This window comes from Methylobacterium sp. 092160098-2 (genome assembly GCF_028920805.1).
GTDB classification, from domain to species: domain Bacteria; phylum Pseudomonadota; class Alphaproteobacteria; order Rhizobiales; family Beijerinckiaceae; genus Methylobacterium; species Methylobacterium fujisawaense.
This window is the reverse complement of the sequence record NZ_JAQPZJ010000002.1, coordinates 335845-355948: the sequence shown is the minus strand read 5'-3', so window position 1 is coordinate 355948 and position 20104 is coordinate 335845. Positions and strand designations below refer to the sequence as shown.

The following is a 20104-nucleotide window of genomic DNA, read 5'->3' as shown; positions in this document are numbered from 1 at the left end:
ACGCACCTGTCAACGAATTTGAGCCGTATGGTTCCTTCGTTACGGTGATTTGCCGAAGGAACGCTTACCGGCCGTGGGCCTGCCTGCGCGGGGACGCGTGCCCGGCGCGGGCTTCGCTCCGGCTCGACCTCCGCTCCGGCCGCCGCCGTCGTCCGGGAAGATGCGGTTGTCGCAGTTGTCGGTGGCGCCCTGCTTCCAGTTCGAGCAGGACAGGAACGGCTTGCCGCTGGTCTTGGCCGTCCGGCGCATCATGCGGCCCTTGTTGCAGACGCCGCAGGTCTCGCCCTCGCCCTTGATCTTGGGCCCCGACGCCTTGCCCTTGTCGTCCAGCCACTCGAAATGCCGGCAGCTGTTCGGGTCGTTCCTGTCCATCGCGGAGCACATCAGGAAGGGACGCCCCTTGTTGGGCGTGTCCGCGGTGACCGTCCCCCTGCGCAGCATCGCCTTTCCGCACGACGGGCAGGGCGTGGCGTCCTTCCATTCGAAGTGCTGGCAGCCCTCCGGCTTCTCGCGGTCGACCTCCGAGCAGATCAGGAACGGCCTGCCCTTGTTGGGACCGTCCTTGCGGACGATGCCGCCATTGAGCGTGCCCTTGCCGCATCCCGGGCAGGTCCCGCCCTCGCCCTCGAGCGGCGCGCGCTCCTTGAAGCCTTCGGGATTGGTGCGGTACCGGCAGTTGTCCGCCCGGTCCTTGACCCAGTTGTCGCATCGGAGGAAGCGGCGGCCCGTGTACTCGTCCTTGAAGGGCCACGCCTGGGTGATCAGCTTGCCGATCCGGCATTGCGGGCATTCCGCGCCGTGACCCTCCAGCGGCTCGATCGAGAATCCCTTCACCTTGATGGCGCCGGCCGCGATGGCCGTCTGGACCCGCTTGCGCACGAACTGCGTCTGTCGGTCCATGAACTGGGCCAGCGTGAACTCCCCCGCCTTCACCCGCTCCAGGAAGCTCTCCCACATCGCCGTGGTGTCCGGCGCGACGAGATCCGAAGGCAGCAGGTCGACGAGCTGCCGGCCGGCATCGGTCGAGACGAGGAGCTTGCGCTTTCCCTTCTGCTTGCGTTCCAGGTACTTGGACCGGATCAGCTTCTCGATGATCGACGCGCGCGTGGCCTCGGTGCCGATGCCGTCGTGCTCGCGCAGACGCGCGCGGACCTCCTGATCCAGAACGTAGAGGTGGATCTTCGCCATCGCCTCGACGAGCGTGCCGTCGTCGAAATGGGCCGGCGGCTTCGTCCGTTTCGGGTCGACCGAGCCCGTCTTCGCGACGACCGGGTCCGATTTCCTCATCGAGGGCAGGGTGCCCTCGGCCTCCTCCTCCTCGTCGGCCTCCTCGGCGCCGAACACCGTCTTCCAGCCCTGATCCACGACCCGGGTGCCGTTCGCTCTGAAGCGCTCGCCCTCGCACAGGACCGTCGCCGTGCTAGCCACGTAGCGGTAGTCCGCGTGGAACTGGGCCACGAAGGTGCGGGCGATCAGCAGGAAGACCTTGCGCTCGACCTCGCCCATCGCGGCCATCCTGGCCGCGCTCGCCTCCGAGGTCGGGATGATGCCGTGGTGGTCCGTGACCTTCTTGTCGTCGAAGGCCGGCGACTTCAGCTTCGGATTGGCCTTGCCGGCGGACTCGGAGAGCTCGCGCACGCCCGACAGGTTGCGCAGGATGCCCGCAGCCTCGTCGCTGTGGACCGAGTTCGGCAGGTGCTGGCTGTCCGAACGGGGGTAGGTGATGGCCTTGTGCTTCTCGTAGAGCTCCTGCGCCACGTCCAGCGTCTGCTGGGCGGTCAGTCCGAACTTCTGCGAGCACGCCTTCTGCAGGGTCGACAGCGCGAACGGCAGGGGCGGGGAGGTCGATTTCGGCGTCTCGGCGTAGTGGTCGATCGTGCCGGTCTTGCCCGCGATCTTCTCGACGAGCGCCGTCGCCACGGACTTGTCGAGGAGGCGGCCCTCGGGGTCGAGACCCGGCGTCTCCGGCGGAAACTGCCACGCGGCCTTGAAGGTCCCGTTCTCGTGGGCGAACAGGATCGACGGCGCGAAATGGTCGACGGCCTTGAAGTTCTCGATCTGGCGGTCGCGGTCGACGACGAGCTTGAGCGTCGGCGTCTGCACCCGGCCGACCGAGACGCGGAAGCCGCGCGCACCGCTCGCCTGGATCATCAGACCGAACACGCGCGACATGTTCATGCCGAGCAGCCAGTCGGCGCGCTGACGGGCGACCGCCGCCTCGTAGAGGCTCTTCTTCTGGGCGTTCGGGAAGGCGCCCGCCACCGCCGTCGCGACATCCTTCTCGACGAAGGAACTCACCCAGACGCGCGACACCTTGGGCGAGAAGGGGTCGACGCCGTTCTCCAGGAGGATCTCGTCGACGATGAGCTGCCCCTCGCGTTCGGCGTCGCCGACGTTCACGAAGTGGTCGAACCTGCGGATCCTCTCCTTGAGGACGGCGATCTGGTCGGCGATGTCGCCGTTCGGGATCAGCTTCCACTTGTCCGGAAGCATCGGGAGCACGTCGAGGCTCCACTTGTTCCAGGTCGAGGAGTAGTCGCCCGGCTCCGCCGTGTCGTAGGCATGGCCGATGGTCCAGGTGACGCAGTCGCCGCCGACGTCGATGTAGCCGCGGCCGGGGCTCGGCCGGGCGCCCGAGAGGGATGCGAGCGCCGTGGCGATTGCCCGTCCGAGGGCCGGCTTCTCGGCTATGAACAGCCGTTGGGGCAACGTTTCGTTCCTTCGTGCCGGGGCGCGTGCCCCGGACTGTCGGCCGCGGAAGGAACCGCGTCAAGCCGCCTGCCGGATCCTCGCAGTCGACGAGGCGGCCCGCTGGTAGATCATCGCCAGCGCGCGCCAGGTCGGGATGCGGCTCTGCTTGGCGTCCCGGCGCGCCCGCTCGTCGATGTCCGGACCGAGGCGCTCGACGATCCGCGCGAGCGCGTCCGCGTCGACGTCGCCCGTCGAGTGCGGCGAATAGAGGACGTGGGCGCAGGCCTTGATCGCGTCGGCGGACACCGGCGCGCAGCCGCCCTTGACCAGGGTCTCGAGGACGACGCGGGCCTTCGGCGGGTTGAGCTCGACGACGAGGTTCTGCACGGCGCGCACGGACACGATGTCGCCGACCTCGTAGGCGCCGTTGCGGGCCGGAGCGCGAAGGATGCGCGCTCCGGCCTTCTGGACCGTCCTGGCCGTCAGGAGCGCGTTCTGGTCGCCGGCGGCCAGCGACGCGTGGAAGATCTGCATGGGGGTGACGGCGATCCGGTCGCGGTTGTGCCCGATGAAGGCGGCCGCGCGCGACTCCCGATCCTCGGCCTCCACCACCATCACGGGAATCCGGTCGACCCTGGGGTGGGACGCGGCGCTGATGGCGGTGTGCTGACCGTCGATGACGTGCAGGCTGCCGTCGGCCGCCCGGGTCACCACCGGCGGCTTGAAGCGACGCCAGTCGAAGGCGCGCAGGATCCGCCGGATCAGGGCGAACGACCGCTCGGAAAGGCCCCGCTGATAGTTCTCGTCGACGTAGAGGTCGCGTGGGTCGACGAGCTCGAAGACCGGCATCGGCGTCTCGGCGTAGCCGCACTCGGACGCGTCGAACGGGAGCGGCACGATGCGGCGCATGACGGTGATCACGGACATGGTGCGCTCCGTTGCTGGGTCCGGTTTCATTCCTTCGTTAACCATGGTCCGAAGGATCGAAAGCCGCAAAAGCGGGTTGCGTTACGATCCATCGCGGCGTGCCGACGTGGCCCCGCTGCAACGGTCCCACGGGTCCGTCGCTCGACCCCTCCGGAGATGCCCGTGATCCGACCGACAGCCGCCGTCCTCGTCGCCGTCCTGCTGACGGGAGGCGCACAGGCCGGGCCCCGCGCCGACTTCGAGGGGATCTGGGCGCAGACGCGGGCGGAGTGCGAGGACGACGAAGGGCCGAACTCGCGCACGCTGATCGACATGTCGAGCAAGGAGGGGCCGCTGTTCGACCGCTACGAGCACCACTGCCGGATCGTCTCGGTCGAGGGCGGCGGGACCTCGAAGCGGCTGACGCTGTCGTGCCACGAGTTCTGGGAGGAGTTCAGGAAGCGGACCTCTCCCACGCGCGAGAGCGCACGGATCGAGCAGAAGGGCGCCCAGTCGCTGCGGATCGACGGCAAGGCCTACGTCCGGTGTCTCCGCTAGGCGACCGGGAGCGACGCTTCGGGGACCGCCGGATGGGCGCATCGGCGGTCCGCGCTTCGGGATCTCGGTCAGGAAACCGATCGGGGAGCACCGCCGTTGACGCCTGCGCCCCTTCATAGGAACGGCTCCCGATCATCCACGATGCGTACCGGCATCGGGACGTGGCCGAGCCGAGGAACGTCGCCGCGCGGTGCGTGGAACAGCAGGAGATGTCGCCCGCAATGACGATCGGAGCGGTCGCCAAACTGAGAGGAGTCGTCGTTGCCGTGGCGGACGGTCGGCTCGCGCGGGAGGGGCACGTGAGCCTGGATACCGCGGCAAAGATCGGCCTCATACGCCCGGAGTACAGGTATCCGGTTTCCTCGATGGGTACCGTTGACCGGGGGCAGACCTACCATCTCTACGGCTGGTGCCTGTTGTATGCCGGAACCTATGCGCTCGCATCCGAGATCCGGGACGCCTTCCGCTCCGCGGTCACGGGTCTTCTCGTCGACAGGGTGCCGGGCGGCGATGTCGATTTCGTGGAGGAATGGTCCGGGGACCACAAAGGCAACGACGAGTTCCACATCGGCCCGACCGAACTGCCGAAGATCACCGCACGGATCGTGCTCGACGAGCTCAGGCGCGCCTACCAGGCCAAAGGCGACGAGTGGATGGTGAACCGCATCGAGCTTCCGGACGTCGAGTTCATTCTCTTCGGTACCGATGGGGAGACCGGAGCCTACGAGGCCTACGTCGTCTCCCTGGACGTGGCGCGCACCTCGCACGGCCACCCTTTGGCGGTGAAGGTGGAGCGGGTGGACGACATGAGCGTCGCCGCGATCGGTTCGCCTACCGAAGCCGCGAAGATCCTCGGCGATGCTACGCTGGCCGCAGCGGTGAGGGACAGCGTGCCTCCGCCATCACCGCCCGGTAGCCTCGATGCGGTCCTGGACGCAGGGGAACCCAGCCGTCACAGGAAGGTGGCGACGCGCATGGTGGAGCTGGCGCGGCAAGCCTCCGACCCGGAGGTCGGGGGACAACTTCTGCTCGCGATCGGAACGTCCTCGCATGACATCAGGGTCGTGCAGGTCGACTGAACACGTCCTCGGGCGGTCGTACGGCCATGGGCTCGCCGAGCTCGATGCCGATGCGCGCGTCCTCGTAGACGCCCCATCGGCCGAACGCCTTCGCGGCGCGACCTTCCTCATGCTCCAGCGCGAGCGAACGCGCGGCCCTGAACACGCGGGTCAGGCCGTCCGTGCCCAGGGCGTCCACGATCGCCCCCGCGTTCGCGCAGTCGTGCCAGAGATGCACGTGCTCCGGGACGAGATCCGCGACGTGCTGGCTCAGGAAGATGCGCATGTCGTCCGCGAGGAAGACCGCGGCTCTCCGCGCCGAGTCGTCCGGCACGGCGCGATCCGGCGCGGCGATCACGCGTCCGCCGATGCCCGGATCTCCGCCCATGCGGCGCGCCATCTCCAGCGCATCTTCCAGCCGATCGATCCCGAACGCGCGCACCGGGTAAACCTCCGCCCTGGACGGGCGGGTCAGGGCGACCGACTCCCCTCCGTCCGAGACCACCCAGGATGGATAGGACATCCGGTAGGCGAGCCCCCTCGCGGTCAGCACGGTCCTGCTCGCGACCGCCGCGCGAAGCTCGGCCATCCGAGCGGGCACGGCCGACATGTCGTAGATCGTGTCGAGGTAGGGGTCGCCGACGCGGCCGGACGCGTTGGCGGCCCACGAATTGATCTTCGCCCCGGTGACGCCGTGGCGGGGCGCATGGGGCATCAGGCGCCTGTCCTCCGTGAAGCCCTCCAACGCATCGAGTTCGCGCGCGAGACCGTCGAACGGCTTCTGCCACCGGTCGAGGCCGTGGCGCAGGACGTACAGGCCCCCGTCCAGCCGCAGGTAGTCCAGCCTGCTCCTGCCGTCGAAGTCGTCCACCTGGAAGGAGCCGGCGTCCTCGACGACGCCATCCTCGTCGTAGGGTATGCCGACCGTCGCCCGCAGCTTGATGCGCAAGGCCTTCTCGGTCGCCCGGCTGACGACGTCGAAGGTGGCCGCAACCTCCCTGCTTACGAGAGGCAGATCCGACAGGGCGGTCGAACGGGACATGCGGACGGCCTCGTGCTGGATCATGCCGTTGCGGCCCATCAGGCCATCGCGGCCATGGGCCGCCGCTCGGGGACCGGCGCGGCGTCGTTCGCCGCCGCCTCGAGCGCGATCTTCCTGTAGCGGCCGGCGAAGTGCATCCGGCCGGCGACGGCCAGCACCGCTGTCAGGCACGGCTCGGCCAGATCCAGCGGGATCCGATACTCCCGGTAGTTGCTCTCGTCGCGGGGAGCCACGCCCTCGACCGCCCGCTCGAACTCGCCGGACGTCAGATAGGGCTTGGCGGCCTTCTTGTTGCGGCCCCAGGGCAGCTGCACGACGAGCGAGCGGCCCTCGAGCATCATGGAGGCGGCGAGCGACTTGTCGGAGCCGGCGGTCGAATCCAGGCGCCCGCCGGTGCGCAGGACCGCCAGCGCCACCTCCGGCAGGGACGTGAATCCCGGAAGGTTCTGCAGGCGGCTCTGCTTGCTCTTGGGGATGAGGACGCCCTTGCGCCTGACCCCGTCCTCGCCGACGTAGGCCACCGCGCTGCCGAAGGTCCCCTCCGCGCTCTCGGCCGCCATGCGGACGGCCGCGACGAGGTTTCCGTCGAGGACCTTGCGCTCCATCTTCACGCGCCCGCCGGGGATCGCGTCGAAGTTGGGCCAGCCGTGGTCGAGCGGCCGTCCCTTCATCGGCTCGTTCAGATTGTAGTTCTGCTCGCGCACGAGCGTGGCGATTGAGATCTCGCGGGGCTTCTCGTCGCCCGGCAGGACGTACCGGACCATCCAGCGGCCCGGCAGGTGCATCTCGTCCGCGGAGGGGCGCCTCACGTCGACGACGACCCCGGTCATCTGCCGTCCGTCCTCGTCGGGGGCCGACAGCGACAGGCCGGGCCGGACGTAGGCCAGGATCTCCCTGAACCGGCGGCCTCGCGCGTCCGCGATCTTCACGGAATTCGGACCGGACGCGTTGAGCGCCTGCTCGACGCTCGCGAAGCGCCTGGGCAGCGCATCAGCGAGCAGGCTCTCCCGCAGGGCCTTCAGGTGCAGGACGTCGTCCTCGAACAGGCCGTAGGTCCGCGACGCGCGCGCGTGCGCCTCGAGGCGCCTGTTGGCCTCGTACACGGCCTCCGCGACGTCCGTCCGCCGGAGGGGCTTCGTCTGGCGCAGGGTCTCGATCGTCGTGAGGAACACGGGGCGCCCGAACACGTCCCCGTCCCGGTCGTCCGCACCCGCGAACGTCTCCCGTTCGACGACGCGCCATCTCCCGTCGAGCTCGCGCGATCCGTGGGGGTGCCGACCGACGGCCTCCATCTCCCGGACGCGGTCGCCGTAGAGGTCGAGCATCTCGGCGAAGAGCGCATCCTGCTCCTCCGAGGAGAGCAGGACCAGCCGCTGCAGGATCTTGTTGACGAAGTAGAGCTCCGCATCCGCGGCCTCGGGATCGACCTTCATGGCGATGCACATGCGCTCGGCGAGCGACGGCCGCTCCTCGAGAAGGGCCCGGGCGATCTCGTTCCCGATCGTGTCGAGGATGTCCGGGACGTCCATCGAGGTCGCGTTGTCGGCGCTGCCGGACACGTTGGCAGAGAGGTCGGCGACCTTCTTGTTCTGCATCGCCAGCGGACGGGCCTGCATCGGGAGGCCGGTGGAGAGCGTTGCGAAGCCCGGCTCGTTGACCTGTCCGCGCCGGTTGACCCGGCCCCAGAACTGGACCCGCTCGACGACGTTCGCCGGGATCTGGTGCTCGATCATCAGCCGCTGCCGGCGGTCCGCCACCTTCTCGCTGGCGTGAAGCGAGAGGCCGGTCGATCCGGCCCGCGTCACCACCAGGCCGTCGATCCGGCCGCCGTTGAAACCCGCGATGACGGTGTTGCGGTCGCGCGGCGGCATGGGCACGTAGCTGCCGCGCTCGACCTTCATGCCGCGCGCCGAGATCTCGTCCATGACCCAGGGGGCCGGGATCTCGCCCTGCTCGTGGAGATAGCGGCCGGCGGCCTCGACGCGGTTTCGGACCTCGTCGATCGGCGAGAACGGAAGCTCGGGAAAGGACTCGATCCTGTCCAGGAGGCTGGTGCGCAGGGTCTGCACGTCGTCGTGCTCGGCCGGCACGCGTTCGGGATCGGTCTTGTCGCGCTTGACGATCAGGTGGGACATCCGGTCGACCATGAGGCGCAGCGCGTCGCGGAAGTCCGGCGCCCTCTCACCCTCCTCGGCCGGGCCGTCGTCGCCGTCGACCAGAGGCTCGTCCGCTTCGGCCACGTCCGGATCGGCCGCCTCCGCCGCCTCCGCGAGCTGGCGCATCAGGGCCTCCATCGTGGTCTCGATGACCACGACGGGCTTCACGTCGCTCCTCAGCGCCTCGACGCAGGTCTCGACGCAGAAGTCCACCTCCAGCGCCGTCTGGAACTGGCGCATGATCCCGGACAGGCAGGCTCCGAAGTTGATCGTGTACCACTTCTCCTTCACCGCCTTGCGCTCGGCGGCGTTGGCCGCCTGGGCCACGACGTCCTCGTTCCGCTCGTTCTGCTGGTCGGCGAGAGCGTCGACGATGCGGGACAGGCGCGCGAGGTCGGCCAGGATCGGGGACAGGGCGTCCGCGTAGCTGCGGTTGCGGTCGATACGGGCGAGGTCGTCGCGGACCTCGATGCGGATGTTGGAGAGGTCGTGCTCGCGCCGGATGAGCACGCCCTCCTCGGCCAGCGCCTGCGAGAGCGCCTCCGCGAAGGCGTGGCCGCCGGCCTTGTAGAGATGGACGAGATCCGCGTCCCGCAGGGACGGGGGCAGCACGGGCAGGTAGGTCGCGAGGTTCTCGGCCCCGCGGGCGAACGTGGCGGAGGAGTAGGTCGACGAGTTCGACGTATCGAGGATGCGTCCCACGCCGGCCGCGGTCGCCGAGTCGCCGGCCGCGTTGTGGCATTCGTCGACGATCGCGTGCCCCTCCTCGACGCATGCGGCGAGGAAGTCGACCTTCGGCCCTGGCCGGTTCAGCTGGCTGTAGGTCGCCAGGAACAGGCTGTAGCCCTCCGGAGGCACGCCGGCCGCGATGACCTTCTTCAGCTCGGACGCCTTCAGCGCGGCGTGGAGGACCTCGCTGTCGGGCGACGCCGTGTCGACGATCCGCGATCCCGTGTTGAGGATGAACGGGCGGCCCACGAGATCGTCGCTGCCGATGTCCCGCAGATCCCGCCAGATGTCGCTGAAGAGGTTCTCCTTCTCGGTGAAGAAGACGACGCGTCGACCGGACAGGATGGAGGCCCGGATGATGGCCGCCATGACGCGGCCTTTGCCGAGGCCCGTCTGATCGGCGACGATGAGGCCCCGCTTGCGGTCGGCGGCATGGAGGGCCAGCGCCACGGCGTCGACCTGCTCCGGGGAAAGCACCTCGGCCATCCTGGCGACGGACCAGCCGAGCCGGTCCGCCGTGAAGGCGTCGATGTCGCCGACCTCGTCGACGACCCGGCCCAGGGCCTTCGCCGTGGGAACGGCGAGGTTCGCCGGAATCATGGCGATCGGCGTCCCGACGCGGCTGGCCGGTCGGTATTTGGCCTGGAACCGGTTCGGGCGCTCGGGATCGCCCAGGGCGGCATCGGCGAGGCTCTCGGCATCCTCCGCGAGCGCGAGCGCCGGGCGGAGGGTCGTCGCGACCTTGACGGAGGTATCCACGGCCCCCGGCTTGTCGAACCGGGGTATCGACGCGACGGGACGGGCCGGGGCACCCGTGGGCGCGGCGGCGGGGGGCAGCGGAGCCGACGGTACCGGTCGGACCTGGGCGGCCGACTGCGGCCGAGACGGCGGAGGCGCCACCGCGGGAGGCCGGGGCGGAATGGAGCGGGGCGTCGCCGGAACGGGATCCGGATAGGCCGTCCGGACCGCGGGGCCGGGAACCGCCGGCGGACGGCTCGGAACCGCCGACGGCGCGATCCGGAGCGGGCGGTGTCCCACCTGCGGTACCGGGCTCGGCTTCGGCTCGGCGGCGCGCGCAGGCTCCGGTGTGCGTTCGGGGGCCGGCGCGGCCGCGGTGAAGGGCGAGCGCTCGGCGTGGAAGAAGATCACCTCGTCGGCGGTGCGCATCGCCAGTGCGCTGGGGAAGATCTGACGCAGACGATCCAGGTCGACGAGATCGCCCGGCCGTGCATAGACCTCCTTGTCCCGGACGATCCTGACGAAGCCCATGCCGGCGAGACGCGCCGCCTGCACGGGCGAGAGCGCGTTCCTGCAGCTGAGGACGGCCGCGCGCGCGCCTTCGGGCTCGCGGAAGAGGGCGATCCGGAGCTGCGCGCCGTATGCGGCGAGGTTGGGCCACGGGCGGTGGGTCATGGCACCACAATGACGCGGACCCACGAAAGAATGAAGGGGCGGCTTTCGCCACCCCTTCGGTTCGTTCCTTCAGTGCGGGGCCCATTCGGGCCCCGGACGGATCAGCGCGGAGCCGGTCCCGAGGACGGCTCGTCCGCCGCCGGCGCGGGGGCGTTGTTGCGCGGCGTGATCTTACGGCCGATCTCCTCCGCGCGTGCGTGGAAGAAGTCGGCGACCTCCGGCGGGAGGTTCGGGGTCGGGATCTCCGCCGGCGCGTACATCGGCGTGTCGTAGCGCTGCATCGGCAGGGTCAGGGTCGAGAAGAAGGAGCCGTCGCCGCCCTCCGTCTTCGGGTCCTGCCAGCGGATGTGGGTGTGGCCGCGGCCGATGTAGTGGTTGAAGTACTCCGTGTCCGGGACGGGGAGCTTGAAGAAGCGGGAATCGTCCTTGCCGCTCTGGGATTCGCTCGGAAGCGAGTCCTTGCCGGTCCGGATGCGCGCGGTCGGGACGATCTCGATGAGGGGGCGCTTCACCGGATCGTTCGGATCCATCAGGGCGGCCAGGAACTTCTTGGCGCCGTCGCTCTCCATGAAGCGCGCGACGGCCTCCTGCGCGGTCGCGGTCCGGTAGACGCCGCCTTCCTCGACACGCGGCACGGTGAACCGCGTCGCCTGGAACGCCTCGTCCTTGAAGTTGTCGAGGTCGATGCCGCGGAGCAGGAACCCGGGCTCGCCGCCGAGATTGGCGCCGGGCGTCTCGAGGTGCGGTCCGACCATCGCGAGCAGGGTCTCGGCGTCGACGCGGGGCAGCACGACGGCGTTGTTGACGTCGTACATGTAGCGGGCCTGATTGACCCGGCCGGTGTTGTTGTTCTTCCGCTCGCTGTCGACCGAGAAGTACTGGCCGACCAGCAGCTGGTCGATGTTGGTCTCCGGCTGCCGCACCTTCATGGTGAGCCAGTTCATGACGACGACGCCGCTCTTGCGGTCGACGTAGGCGCCTTCGGCGATGCCCTGGCCGCCGCGGATGCCCTCGCTGGCCACCGAGGTCGGGGGCAGCTTCGGCTTCGAGGAGCCGTATGCCATGCCGTGGATGGTCTCGCCCTTCGGGGGCAGGCTGCGCATCTTGAAGGTGAGCTCGGTTCCTTCGGGATGGCCGAACGCCTCGGTCAGCAGGATGCCCTGGAAGGTGTCGTCGACGGACGGACGGTTCCTGTCCTTGACGTCGTAGCTCAGGACCTCGAAGGCCGCGTTCTGGCTCGGGGGCAGGGGACCGCCGCCGCCTGCGCTCTTGTTGCTGAATGCCATCGTACCGTTCCTTCCGATCAGGGGCCTTATGGGACACCCACGTGCCATCTTGCCCGAGCCGAACGGAGTCGTCGGCACGGTGCAGGAGCGGCCACGGATCCTGATCGATCCGTTGCTTCCGAGCCTGCACGAACAAAGAAGCGGAGACCTATGAAAAAGTCAAAATGCGGAGGTCCGCCCGGTCGCGGGAAGGCGCGACTCCATCGCGGCCCGCACCGACGCGATCACCTGATGGGACCGATAGGGCTTCGGAAGGATCGTCACGTCGCCGACGCTCCCGCCGGCCGTGCAGCCGGACACCATGACGCGGGCCATCTGCGGTCGGAGCTTCGCCGCCTCGGCGAGCAGGCCCATTCCATCGACCCGGCCGGGCATGTCCCAGTCGGTGACCAGCACGTCGAGGTGTTCCGGCCCGGCGAGCTTCGCCAGACCCTGGTCACCGTCCGCCGCCTCGACGACGTCGAAGCCGGCCTCCTCCAGGATGTCGCGGGCGATCGATCTCACGTCGGGATCGTCCTCCACGACCAGCGCTGTCGGCATCGGCGTCTCCGGTTGTCCGTACGGACGGGCATGCCGCCCGTCCCTTCGTCAATGCGGCAGACCGTACTCGGCGCCGCCGTACTTCGAGTCGTCGAAGTTGAAGTGGCAGAAGGTCTGGGCGAGCACCGTGCGCGGAACCGGCTGTCCCGCGCCGTTGACTCCGCTCGGCGTGCCGCCGATGCCGACGTACCACGCGTCGCCCCCGAAGGTCACGGTGGCGGTCGAGGCGAGGTTGAGCGTACCGAGGGTCACGTCGGTCACGACGACCTGATCGACCGAGCCGTGCACGTCGACGCCCATGCAGCCGTACTGGTCGCAGGCCGTGCCGGATGCCGAGACGCCGGGCTGGCCGTAGCTCTTGCCGAGGTACTGCTGGAGGTTCTGGCTGTAGGAGTCGTCCATCTTGGACAGGAAGATCTGCGCGTCGCCGGTCCCGCAGCCCGGAACGTACCCGCCGCTGGCCGGATCCTTGTAGGAGGGCAGGGGGACCCGGCCGCCGCCGCCGATCGTCGCGAGCGCACCGTTCACGTAGGACTGCACGCCTCCGTTCGACGACACGATGTAGAGGCCGCGGGCGACGTAGCGGGGCAGGAGCTCGCCCAGTCGGATGGCGTTGCCGCCGGTCCCGGCCTTGCTCCGGACCTCGGCGTCGTAGGAGGCGGACAGGTTCTTCAGGTAGGCCGCGCGCTGGGCGGGATCCGTGATCGAGCTCGCCGCGCTCGCGACCTGGGCCGAGTTCGGGTTGGGCGTCGAGATGGTCTTCCCGATGACCGAGCCGTAGACCAGCGTGTCGGCGTTCAGGAATTCCGGATTGAGGGTGCTCAGGGTGGTGGTCGCTGCCGGCGACACGGAATAGTTCACCCCGTTCTCCGACGCGAACATGTCCGAGTAGACGACGCCCGCCGCGCGGATGTCGCGGCCGATGTCGAGGTCGCGGCCGATCGAGCCGTCCTTGCTGACGACGGCGCTGCCGTTCGCGACCGTCAGGTCGCCCTGGTTCACCTTCAGGCTCGTCTGGCCCGCGAGGCCGTTGCCGTTCACGGTCATGGCCTGCTGGACGGCGGCGTTCCGGCCCACCGTCAGGTCGTTACCCAGCCCGACGTCGTGGTTCACGTAGAGATCGTCCTGGACGGTGACCTTGCCGTTCTGGCCCGAGACCACGGACACGTTGTTGATGTTGTTGCCGCTCATGTCGATGCTGGCGTGCATCTTGTTGGCCTCGGGCATGCCGGGGACCTGGAAGCGGTAGAGGAAGTCCGCCAGGATCGAGTTGCCGTCGAACCCGAGCGTGGACGCGACGTGGCCGGTCGCCGGAGCCGTGGCGCCCGCGGCCGCATAGTTGGACACCGGCGCGCGCCAGCCGCCGTAGGAACCGATGATCGTGCCCTGCGCGACGTTGGCCGCGTTGTAGGCGGCCTGGGCGACGGGGATGTAGCCGCCCTCCGCACCCACGAGCGTGGCGACGCGCGGCAGCGACCGGTCCGAGATCATGTTGCCGCCGAAGGTGTTGACCAGAACCTCCAGGCGCTCGGGCGATCCGGGCGTCGCGGCCGCGCGCTTGATCACCTGCACGGCGTGCTGCTGGTTGTAGGGGTTCCGGTTCTGGAAGTTGCTGCCGAGGAACCCCGCGGTCTGGAGATCCTGCAGGCCCGCCGGCGAGGGCTCGCCGGCCACGATGCCGATCGAGACGGGCGTGTCCAATGGAGCCACCGCCACGATCTGCGGGTAGTTCGCGCGGATGTAGGCCGCCGCGGCGTCGGAGACCTCCTTGAGGCGCACCGCGGTCGCCTTGTCCTTGGTCGCGAGCTGGCTCTCCGCCGCCATGTTGGCGAAGCCCACGCCGGCGACGGCGACGATGCCGAGCGCGCCGGCGACCTCCAGCAGCGTCAGACCGCGCTTGCGGTTGCGGATCCGCTTCAGGATGCCTTTCGGCGGACGGAAGGAACGGACGGACATGCTGGACCTCGCGTCGGTGGTGCCGCTGGGGCTGCGCCTTCGATCGAGCATCTACCGGATCCCGGCGAAAGTCCCGATCCTTCTTCGGTTCAGGGTGCGGCGGCAGGTGCCGCCGCATCGAGCTTGGTCGCGACGATCGGCACGCCGTCCGGCAGATCGGTGCCGCCGACCGCGGGCGGGACGGCGAGCGACATCTGCTCCAGAGCGCTCGACGGATCCTTCCGGAACACGCTCCTGAGGACCTGGCCCGCATCCCTGTTGTACCGGCCGGCGTTGACCGCACCGCTCAGTCGGGTGGCCAGCGCGTCGGCGATGCGCCCCTGCTCGATGGGCGAGCCGATGCCCGCGTAGTAGGTCACGTAGAGGCCCGTGCCGTCGTAGGCGCTCCGTATGGTGGTTCCGTAGATCGGCGCCTCGCGCATGTGCCACGGCATGGCGAGGCCGGGTGCCACCGGTCCGGCCGGGCAGACGGTGTCCTGGCAGAAGGCGAGCACCTGCTGATGGTACGAGGCCATCTGGGTCGCGATGGCGTCGGCGCGCGCCAGATCGTTCGCCGCCGCCGCGTCGCCGCGCCAGTCGATGATCGCGATCATCGACGCCATGAACATGAGGACGTAGAGGATGTACACGTCCGTTCCTTCGTCAGCGCCGCCGCTCGTCCGAGGACAGGAGAGGCGAGCGACCCTGCTCGATCAGGATCTTCTGCGCCTCCAGCTCCTGCTTGAGCGACGAGATGTTGCCCTCGCGGATCTTCGTCCGGATGGCCGGATCGTCGCCGACGAACAGGAACTCCCCCCTCAGCATCATGCCGTGCTCGGGGTGGCGCTCGAGCTTCTGATGCACCACCGCCGACAGGCTATCAGAAAGAATGTTCTGCACCAGATCCTTGCTCTCAAGCACCGAGGCGTACTTGATCAGCGCCTGGATCGCGCCGATCGGCGACTTCGCGTGGATCGTCGTGATGACGAGGTGGCCGGAGACCGCGAGCCGGATCGCCTCGTAGGCAGCCTGGGAGTCGCGCACCTCGCCGATCAGGAGGTAGTTCGGCGACCACCGAAGCGCGTCCTTGATGTAGGGGCCGAAGACGCCGTCCTCGACCGTGATCTGATAGCAGCGCCCGTTCGCGCCCATCTTGCCTTCGAGGCCGAGTTCCGGCGGGTCCTCGACGGTCACGCCGACGCCGCCCGAGAAGGTGACGAAGGCCTGCAGCAGCGAACTCGCCGTCGTGGTCTTCCCCGAGCCCGTGGCGCCGGCCAGCAGGATCAGACCTTCCTTCTTCCGTGAGCTGGCGTATCCCGCGAAGGTGTGGACGACCACCTTCGGGAGGCCGAGCGTGCTGAAGCCCGGCACCGGCGAAGGAACGCGGCGCAGCACATAGGTCGTGTTGTCCTGGTGCTTCATGCGCGCGCAGCGGTAGCGGACGCCGTCGTGCTCGAGGGCGAAGTGCTTGTGCTTCTGCCCGCGCGCGAACACGAGCGGCATGACGTCGTTGAGGTCCTCCACGACGCCGCGCGGGATCTGCGCGAGGACGCCGGAGGCGCCGGTCACGTTCTTTAGGAAGGCGGTGCCGTCCTCGGTGATGTAGAGGTCGGTGAACTCGAGCTGCGCCAGACGATAGCCGTCCTGCTCGGCCTGGCGGGCAGCGGCGTAGACTTCCTGAGGCGGCGTGCGGGTTGCAGGCACGGTTCCTTCGGACATCACTGCACTCCGCTCTGGATCTGCGAAAGGACGCTCTGCAGGCCCGCCCCGAGCCACCCGATCGTGAAGGCCATCGAGACGAGTGCGAAGTACTGGAAGATCTTCATCTGACCCTGCACCCGATCGACGCTGACGTCGATCCACTTCTCGCCCATCTTCTGCATGCGCCCCTCGAAGCCCGCGAGGCCCGCGAACGCGCGCAGATCGAGCACCGCCTCGCCGTCCGGGAAGTCGTGCCCCGCCTGGTAGAGGGCGTCGCCGAGGTTCCGGCCGTTGTTCATCAGCTGCAGCGTCCGGGTGAGGCGTTCCCGGTACCAGGGATTGGCGTCCCGAAGGAGCGCCCGGAGCGTGTCGGTGAAGGTGACGTTGGCCTTCGTCATCGCCGACACCGTCAGCATGAAGCCCACGCCCACCGCCATCCGGTACAGGGAGTAGGGCGGGATCTTGTCGGCGTAGACCCGGATGCGCCCGGTCCAGCGCGGCATCGACCAGATGCTCACGATCACGGCGGCGAAGAAGGCGACGATGATCGGCATGAGCCACACGTCGACGAAGTCGGACAGGCCGGCCATCGACGCGCCGGCACCCTGCCACTTCGCGCGCGGGTAGACCTCGTCGAACGCGGGCACGACCATGACGCCGAAGATCACGAGGAAGCCGACGACCGCCATCATGAGGACGAGCGGGTAGGCGACGCCGCCCCAGATCGCCTTCTTGATCTTGCCCATTCCTTCCTGGATCTTGAGGGCGTTGCGGAGCGCCTCCTCGACCTTGCCGGCCTCCTCGCCCGCCTTGATCACCATCCGGTCGGAATCCGGGATCCAGCCCTGCATCGCGTCGCCGAGCTTCACGCCGTCGCGCACGCGCACCCGCCACGTGTCCAGCGCGATCGCTGCAACGCGCTTGGGCTTCTTCCCGTCGTACGAGGCGTGCTGCCAGCAGATGTCGAGCGCCTCCGTGAGCTTGATGTTGTTGTGCAGGAGGTCGATCAGCTTCTCGTACAGCCGGACGCGCTGGGCGCTGCCGAACTGGATCCGGACGAAGCGTTCGTTGAGATCGTCCAGGGTCATTGCTTCCGCTCCGAAGAGATGAGGTGGGCGAGGTCGGCGACGCGCTTCCGGTCGAAGTGGAAGAACGGACCCACGCGCGCGATTTCGGACGGATCGACCTGCCCCCGGAGCATCTTGACGATGGAGTGCTCGAGCATGGTGACGCCCTTCAGCTCCTGCTTCCAGTAGCGAATGGCGTCGATCTTCCGGTGCGCCCGGATGTGGATCATGAAGTCTTCGTCCGGACGGAGCGTCTCCGCGACGACCGTACGTCCGAGGTAGCCCGGCGACTTGCGCCGGCAGTGGTCGCAGCCGTCGGGATTGGCCACATGGACGTCCCCGAGGCCGTCCGCGGAATCGCAGATCATCCGCAGTTCGTCGCGGATGTCCTGATGGATGCGGTTCCAGGATCGGGCGAGCGGGACGCGGCAATGGGGGCAGAGCTGGCGCACGAGGCGCTGGGCGATCAGGCCCGTGAACAACGAGGGATCCGAGATCTTGTACTCCTCCAGGCCCTTGTCCCGGAGGCGGTCGAGGATCGACGCGGCGTCGTTCGTGTGGAGCGAGCACCAGACCTGGTGGCCGGTCATGCTGGCTTCGCACGCGAGCTTGGCGGATGCCGAGTCGCGCACCTCGCCGATCATGATCACGTCGGGGTCCGAGCGCAGGGCGGCCGAGATCGCCTTCCGGAACGCCTCCGCGCGCTCCGCGTCGGTGTCGGCGTTCATGACCGCGAGCTGGATGGCCCCCTCGATGATGTACTCGGGCGGGTCCTCGATCGTGATGATCTTTATCTCGCCCTTCTTCTCCCGGTAGAGGGTGCGCAGCGCACGCTGCAGGGTCGTCGACTTGCCAGACCCGGTCGGCCCCGAGATGACGATGATGCCGGTCGACATCTGGCGCAGGAGCCGGATGTCGCGGATCTGGAAGTCCTCGTATCCGAGTTCGTCGACGTCCCGGTCCGATCCGTCCTGCTCGGCGTAGAGCAGACGGGTGACCATGTGCCGGCCCATTCCGGCGATCGGGTTGAACTGCAGACGGAGCGACTGCACCTCCAGCGGCAGCGACATGCCGTGCTTGACGTCGCTGACCTGCGCGCCCTGGAAGTCCGTCAGACGGTAGTTGACGTCGCTGACCCCCGCCATGGCGAAGGCGGCCGAGGCGAGCTGGTGCGCGTACTGCGGCGTGAGCTGGGCGATCTCCTGGATCACGCCCTGGACGCGCAGGCGCACGGTCGCCTGATCGCGGTTGACGATCATGTCGATGTCCGAGGCGCGGATCATGGCCGCCCTCTTCACGAGATCGACGAACGCCCGCTGCATCTTGAGCTGATCGTCGCTGCCCACGACCAAGTCGCGCGAGCGCCGGTCGTGGAAGTCGTAGACCTTGCGGATGACGTCCAGGTCGACGAGCCAGACGTGCTCGATGCTGACGCCCAGACGGGCGATCAGGGCGCGCACCGCCATGACGTGCTGGTTGATCGGATCGGTCTTGGGGACGAGCAGATAGCCGTTCTCCAGGACGGCGCAGTGGCTGCGCTGCTCCTCGGTCGTCCTGATGACGCTGCCCTCGGCCGTAAGCACCGCGCCCACGTAGGACAGGATCTGCTGGACGACCCTTTGGTCGGCGGCCACCCCGTTCGGGATCGTCACCTTGCGGCCCGGTTCGATGAACCGCTGGGCGTCCAGCACCGCCGGTCGGCGCGCGACGGACCCGAACTGCTCCAGCTCCGTCGCCGAGGGGGCGGGAAGCAGGGAGCCGGCCGGAGTGGCGGACGGCTTCTCCTGCCGCCCCGTCGGCCGTTCGTCCGTGCGCTCCCGTGCCGCCTGCCTCTGGGCCGGCTTCGGGGTCGGCGCTCCGCGGCGCGGACGCGACTGGGCCTGCCCTGCCGCCGGACGCGGAGCGCGCGGCTTCGCCGTCTCGGGCTTCGAGCCGAGACCGATCATCGACATGATCTGGTCTACTATCGCCATTGTGGCCCTCGCTCAGGTGGAGACGTCGGCGAAGGCCTCAGCGCGAGCCCAGACCGCCCATGGGAAGCGGCGAAGCGCCGATCGGCATCTGCACGGTCCGGCCGAAGGGTCCGTTCGCGCCGGGCGCGCCGCCGACCGCCGACACGGGCTGGATCCGCGGAACCTCGGTGCCGAAGGCGAGCGGGATGCGCCTGCCGTCCTTCGAGACCGTCACGCCGGCGTCGGAGATCGAGACCACCTTCATCCCGCCGGGGAGGCTGCTGCCCGGCCGGACGGTGAACTGCCCGACGTAGGGGACCAGCACGACGGCCCGAAGGGATCCGCCGCTGCCGTGGACGGACGCGACCAGCGGCTTGGGAGCGTTCTCCTCCTCCAGCTTCTTCTGGGCGAGCGCCTGCTGCACGGCCTCCTCGATCTTGTGCTTGGTATCCTCCTCGCTCGGAGCCGGCCCCGCCTTGGCACCGCCGCCGCCGCCCATGTCGTCGAGCTGTTTCATGATGTCGCCCAGAGCCTTCGCCTCCTGGAGCATCATGAGCGTGTCGCGGATGCGCAGCTGCCGCTGCTGCATCTGCTGGAGCTGGCTGCCGGAGACGATCGGAGCCGCGTTGTCGAGCTGACCCAGGCGCTCCTCCGCCCTGACCCGGAGGGCCTCGAGCTTCTGCTGGATCTGGCCGGCCGGGGCCTCGCCGTCGCCGAGACCCGCCGGGCCCGGCTGGAGCGCCGGGCCGGTCGGAAGCGGGGAGGGCGCGCCCTGCGGGTGGACGCCGAACTGCGGCGCCTGCGCCGGCGCGACCCCGGGCTGCGGCGGAACCACCGCCACGGGCACGATCCCCGGCTGACCGTAGGGCCCGTGCTGAGCGGTGCCGGCGCCCGGGAGAGTACTGGGGAGACCGGCCGGCTGCCCGGACGCGACCGCATCGGTCGCCTGGGGCAGGCCGATCGAGGGGGAGGACGCGCCGCCCACCGGCGGCAGCTGGATCTGCTGGCTCTGGGCGTAGGCGGATGCCGACGACAGGAGCACGGCGGCGATGACGGCGAGGGTGCGCATG

The 20104-nt window shown here is 69.1% G+C and carries 14 protein-coding genes; 2 read left to right on the top strand and 12 right to left on the bottom strand.

Translation table 11 applies throughout. From position 1 onward, the window contains the following. Positions 1 to 39: 39 nt before the first annotated feature. Both PQI07_RS27030 and PQI07_RS27025 read right to left on the bottom strand, forming a co-directional pair. Positions 40 to 2709 carry a DNA topoisomerase 3 gene (locus PQI07_RS27030; protein ID WP_274928120.1) on the bottom strand — a complete coding sequence of 890 codons (2670 nt, stop codon included), beginning with the start codon at positions 2707 to 2709 and terminating at the stop codon, positions 40 to 42. 60 nt (positions 2710 to 2769) lie between these two features. Next, a complete protein-coding gene (locus tag PQI07_RS27025; protein ID WP_274928119.1) occupies positions 2770 to 3618 on the bottom strand; it encodes a ParB N-terminal domain-containing protein in 849 nt (282 codons plus the stop codon). A gap of 162 nt (positions 3619 to 3780) precedes the next feature. Here PQI07_RS27025 and PQI07_RS27020 point away from each other — a divergent pair, with 162 nt between their 5' ends. Further along, positions 3781 to 4155, top strand: a complete 375-nt coding sequence (locus PQI07_RS27020) for a hypothetical protein (RefSeq protein ID WP_274928118.1) — start codon at positions 3781 to 3783, stop codon at positions 4153 to 4155. Positions 4156 to 4376: 221 nt separating this feature from the next. Continuing rightward, complete coding sequence (locus tag PQI07_RS27015; RefSeq protein ID WP_274928117.1) at positions 4377 to 5234, top strand: hypothetical protein; 858 nt, start codon at positions 4377 to 4379, stop codon at positions 5232 to 5234. Here the strand turns inward: PQI07_RS27015 and PQI07_RS27010 are convergent. From PQI07_RS27010 to pilP, 10 genes are all read right to left on the bottom strand, one after another. Then, positions 5212 to 6255: a hypothetical protein gene (locus PQI07_RS27010; RefSeq protein ID WP_274928116.1), complete on the bottom strand. Its 1044-nt coding sequence runs from the start codon at positions 6253 to 6255 to the stop codon at positions 5212 to 5214. The genes PQI07_RS27015 and PQI07_RS27010 overlap by 23 nt on opposite strands. Positions 6256 to 6293: 38 nt before the next feature. Next, positions 6294 to 10553, bottom strand: a complete 4260-nt coding sequence (locus tag PQI07_RS27005; RefSeq protein ID WP_274928115.1) for a strawberry notch C-terminal domain-containing protein — start codon at positions 10551 to 10553, stop codon at positions 6294 to 6296. A gap of 101 nt (positions 10554 to 10654) precedes the next feature. Further along, positions 10655 to 11839, bottom strand: coding sequence for a hypothetical protein (locus PQI07_RS27000; protein ID WP_274928114.1), 1185 nt, complete (start codon positions 11837 to 11839; stop codon positions 10655 to 10657). A 159-nt stretch (positions 11840 to 11998) separates the two neighbouring features. Then, positions 11999 to 12379, bottom strand: a complete 381-nt coding sequence (locus PQI07_RS26995; protein ID WP_274928113.1) for a response regulator — start codon at positions 12377 to 12379, stop codon at positions 11999 to 12001. Positions 12380 to 12427: 48 nt separating this feature from the next. Then, complete coding sequence (gene pilV / locus PQI07_RS26990) at positions 12428 to 14335, bottom strand: shufflon system plasmid conjugative transfer pilus tip adhesin PilV (protein WP_274928112.1); 1908 nt, start codon at positions 14333 to 14335, stop codon at positions 12428 to 12430. 89 nt (positions 14336 to 14424) lie between these two features. After that, positions 14425 to 14964: a type IV pilus biogenesis protein PilM gene (gene pilM, locus PQI07_RS26985; protein WP_274928111.1), complete on the bottom strand. Its 540-nt coding sequence runs from the start codon at positions 14962 to 14964 to the stop codon at positions 14425 to 14427. Positions 14965 to 14977: 13 nt separating this feature from the next. Beyond that, positions 14978 to 16033: an ATPase, T2SS/T4P/T4SS family gene (locus PQI07_RS26980; RefSeq protein ID WP_274928110.1), complete on the bottom strand. Its 1056-nt coding sequence runs from the start codon at positions 16031 to 16033 to the stop codon at positions 14978 to 14980. Further along, a complete protein-coding gene (locus PQI07_RS26975) occupies positions 16033 to 17103 on the bottom strand; it encodes a type II secretion system F family protein (RefSeq protein ID WP_274928109.1) in 1071 nt (356 codons plus the stop codon). Before PQI07_RS26975 ends, PQI07_RS26980 begins: the two co-directional genes overlap by 1 nt. Next, positions 17100 to 19055, bottom strand: a complete 1956-nt coding sequence (locus PQI07_RS26970; protein WP_274928108.1) for a GspE/PulE family protein — start codon at positions 19053 to 19055, stop codon at positions 17100 to 17102. Before PQI07_RS26970 ends, PQI07_RS26975 begins: the two co-directional genes overlap by 4 nt. A gap of 37 nt (positions 19056 to 19092) precedes the next feature. Continuing rightward, on the bottom strand, positions 19093 to 20103 hold the full coding sequence (gene pilP, locus PQI07_RS26965; RefSeq protein WP_274928107.1) for a type IV pilus biogenesis protein PilP: 1011 nt from the start codon (positions 20101 to 20103) through the stop codon (positions 19093 to 19095). Between the last annotated feature and the right edge of the window lies 1 nt (position 20104).

Bases quoted from the DNA above. Each gene is read 5' to 3' on its own strand.
- PQI07_RS27025 (WP_274928119.1), bottom strand. From the start codon at position 3,618: ATGTCCGTGATCACCGTCATGCGCCGCATCGTGCCGCTCCCGTTCGAC.
- PQI07_RS27015 (WP_274928117.1), top strand. From the start codon at position 4,377: ATGACGATCGGAGCGGTCGCCAAACTGAGAGGAGTCGTCGTTGCCGTG.
- PQI07_RS27010 (WP_274928116.1), bottom strand. From the start codon at position 6,255: ATGTCCCGTTCGACCGCCCTGTCGGATCTGCCTCTCGTAAGCAGGGAG.
- PQI07_RS27005 (WP_274928115.1), bottom strand. From the start codon at position 10,553: ATGACCCACCGCCCGTGGCCCAACCTCGCCGCATACGGCGCGCAGCTC.
- PQI07_RS27000 (WP_274928114.1), bottom strand. From the start codon at position 11,839: ATGGCATTCAGCAACAAGAGCGCAGGCGGCGGCGGTCCCCTGCCCCCG.
- PQI07_RS26995 (WP_274928113.1), bottom strand. From the start codon at position 12,379: ATGCCGACAGCGCTGGTCGTGGAGGACGATCCCGACGTGAGATCGATC.
- pilV (WP_274928112.1), bottom strand. From the start codon at position 14,335: ATGTCCGTCCGTTCCTTCCGTCCGCCGAAAGGCATCCTGAAGCGGATC.
- PQI07_RS26980 (WP_274928110.1), bottom strand. From the start codon at position 16,033: ATGTCCGAAGGAACCGTGCCTGCAACCCGCACGCCGCCTCAGGAAGTC.
- PQI07_RS26975 (WP_274928109.1), bottom strand. From the start codon at position 17,103: ATGACCCTGGACGATCTCAACGAACGCTTCGTCCGGATCCAGTTCGGC.
- PQI07_RS26970 (WP_274928108.1), bottom strand. From the start codon at position 19,055: ATGGCGATAGTAGACCAGATCATGTCGATGATCGGTCTCGGCTCGAAG.
- pilP (WP_274928107.1), bottom strand. From the start codon at position 20,103: ATGCGCACCCTCGCCGTCATCGCCGCCGTGCTCCTGTCGTCGGCATCC.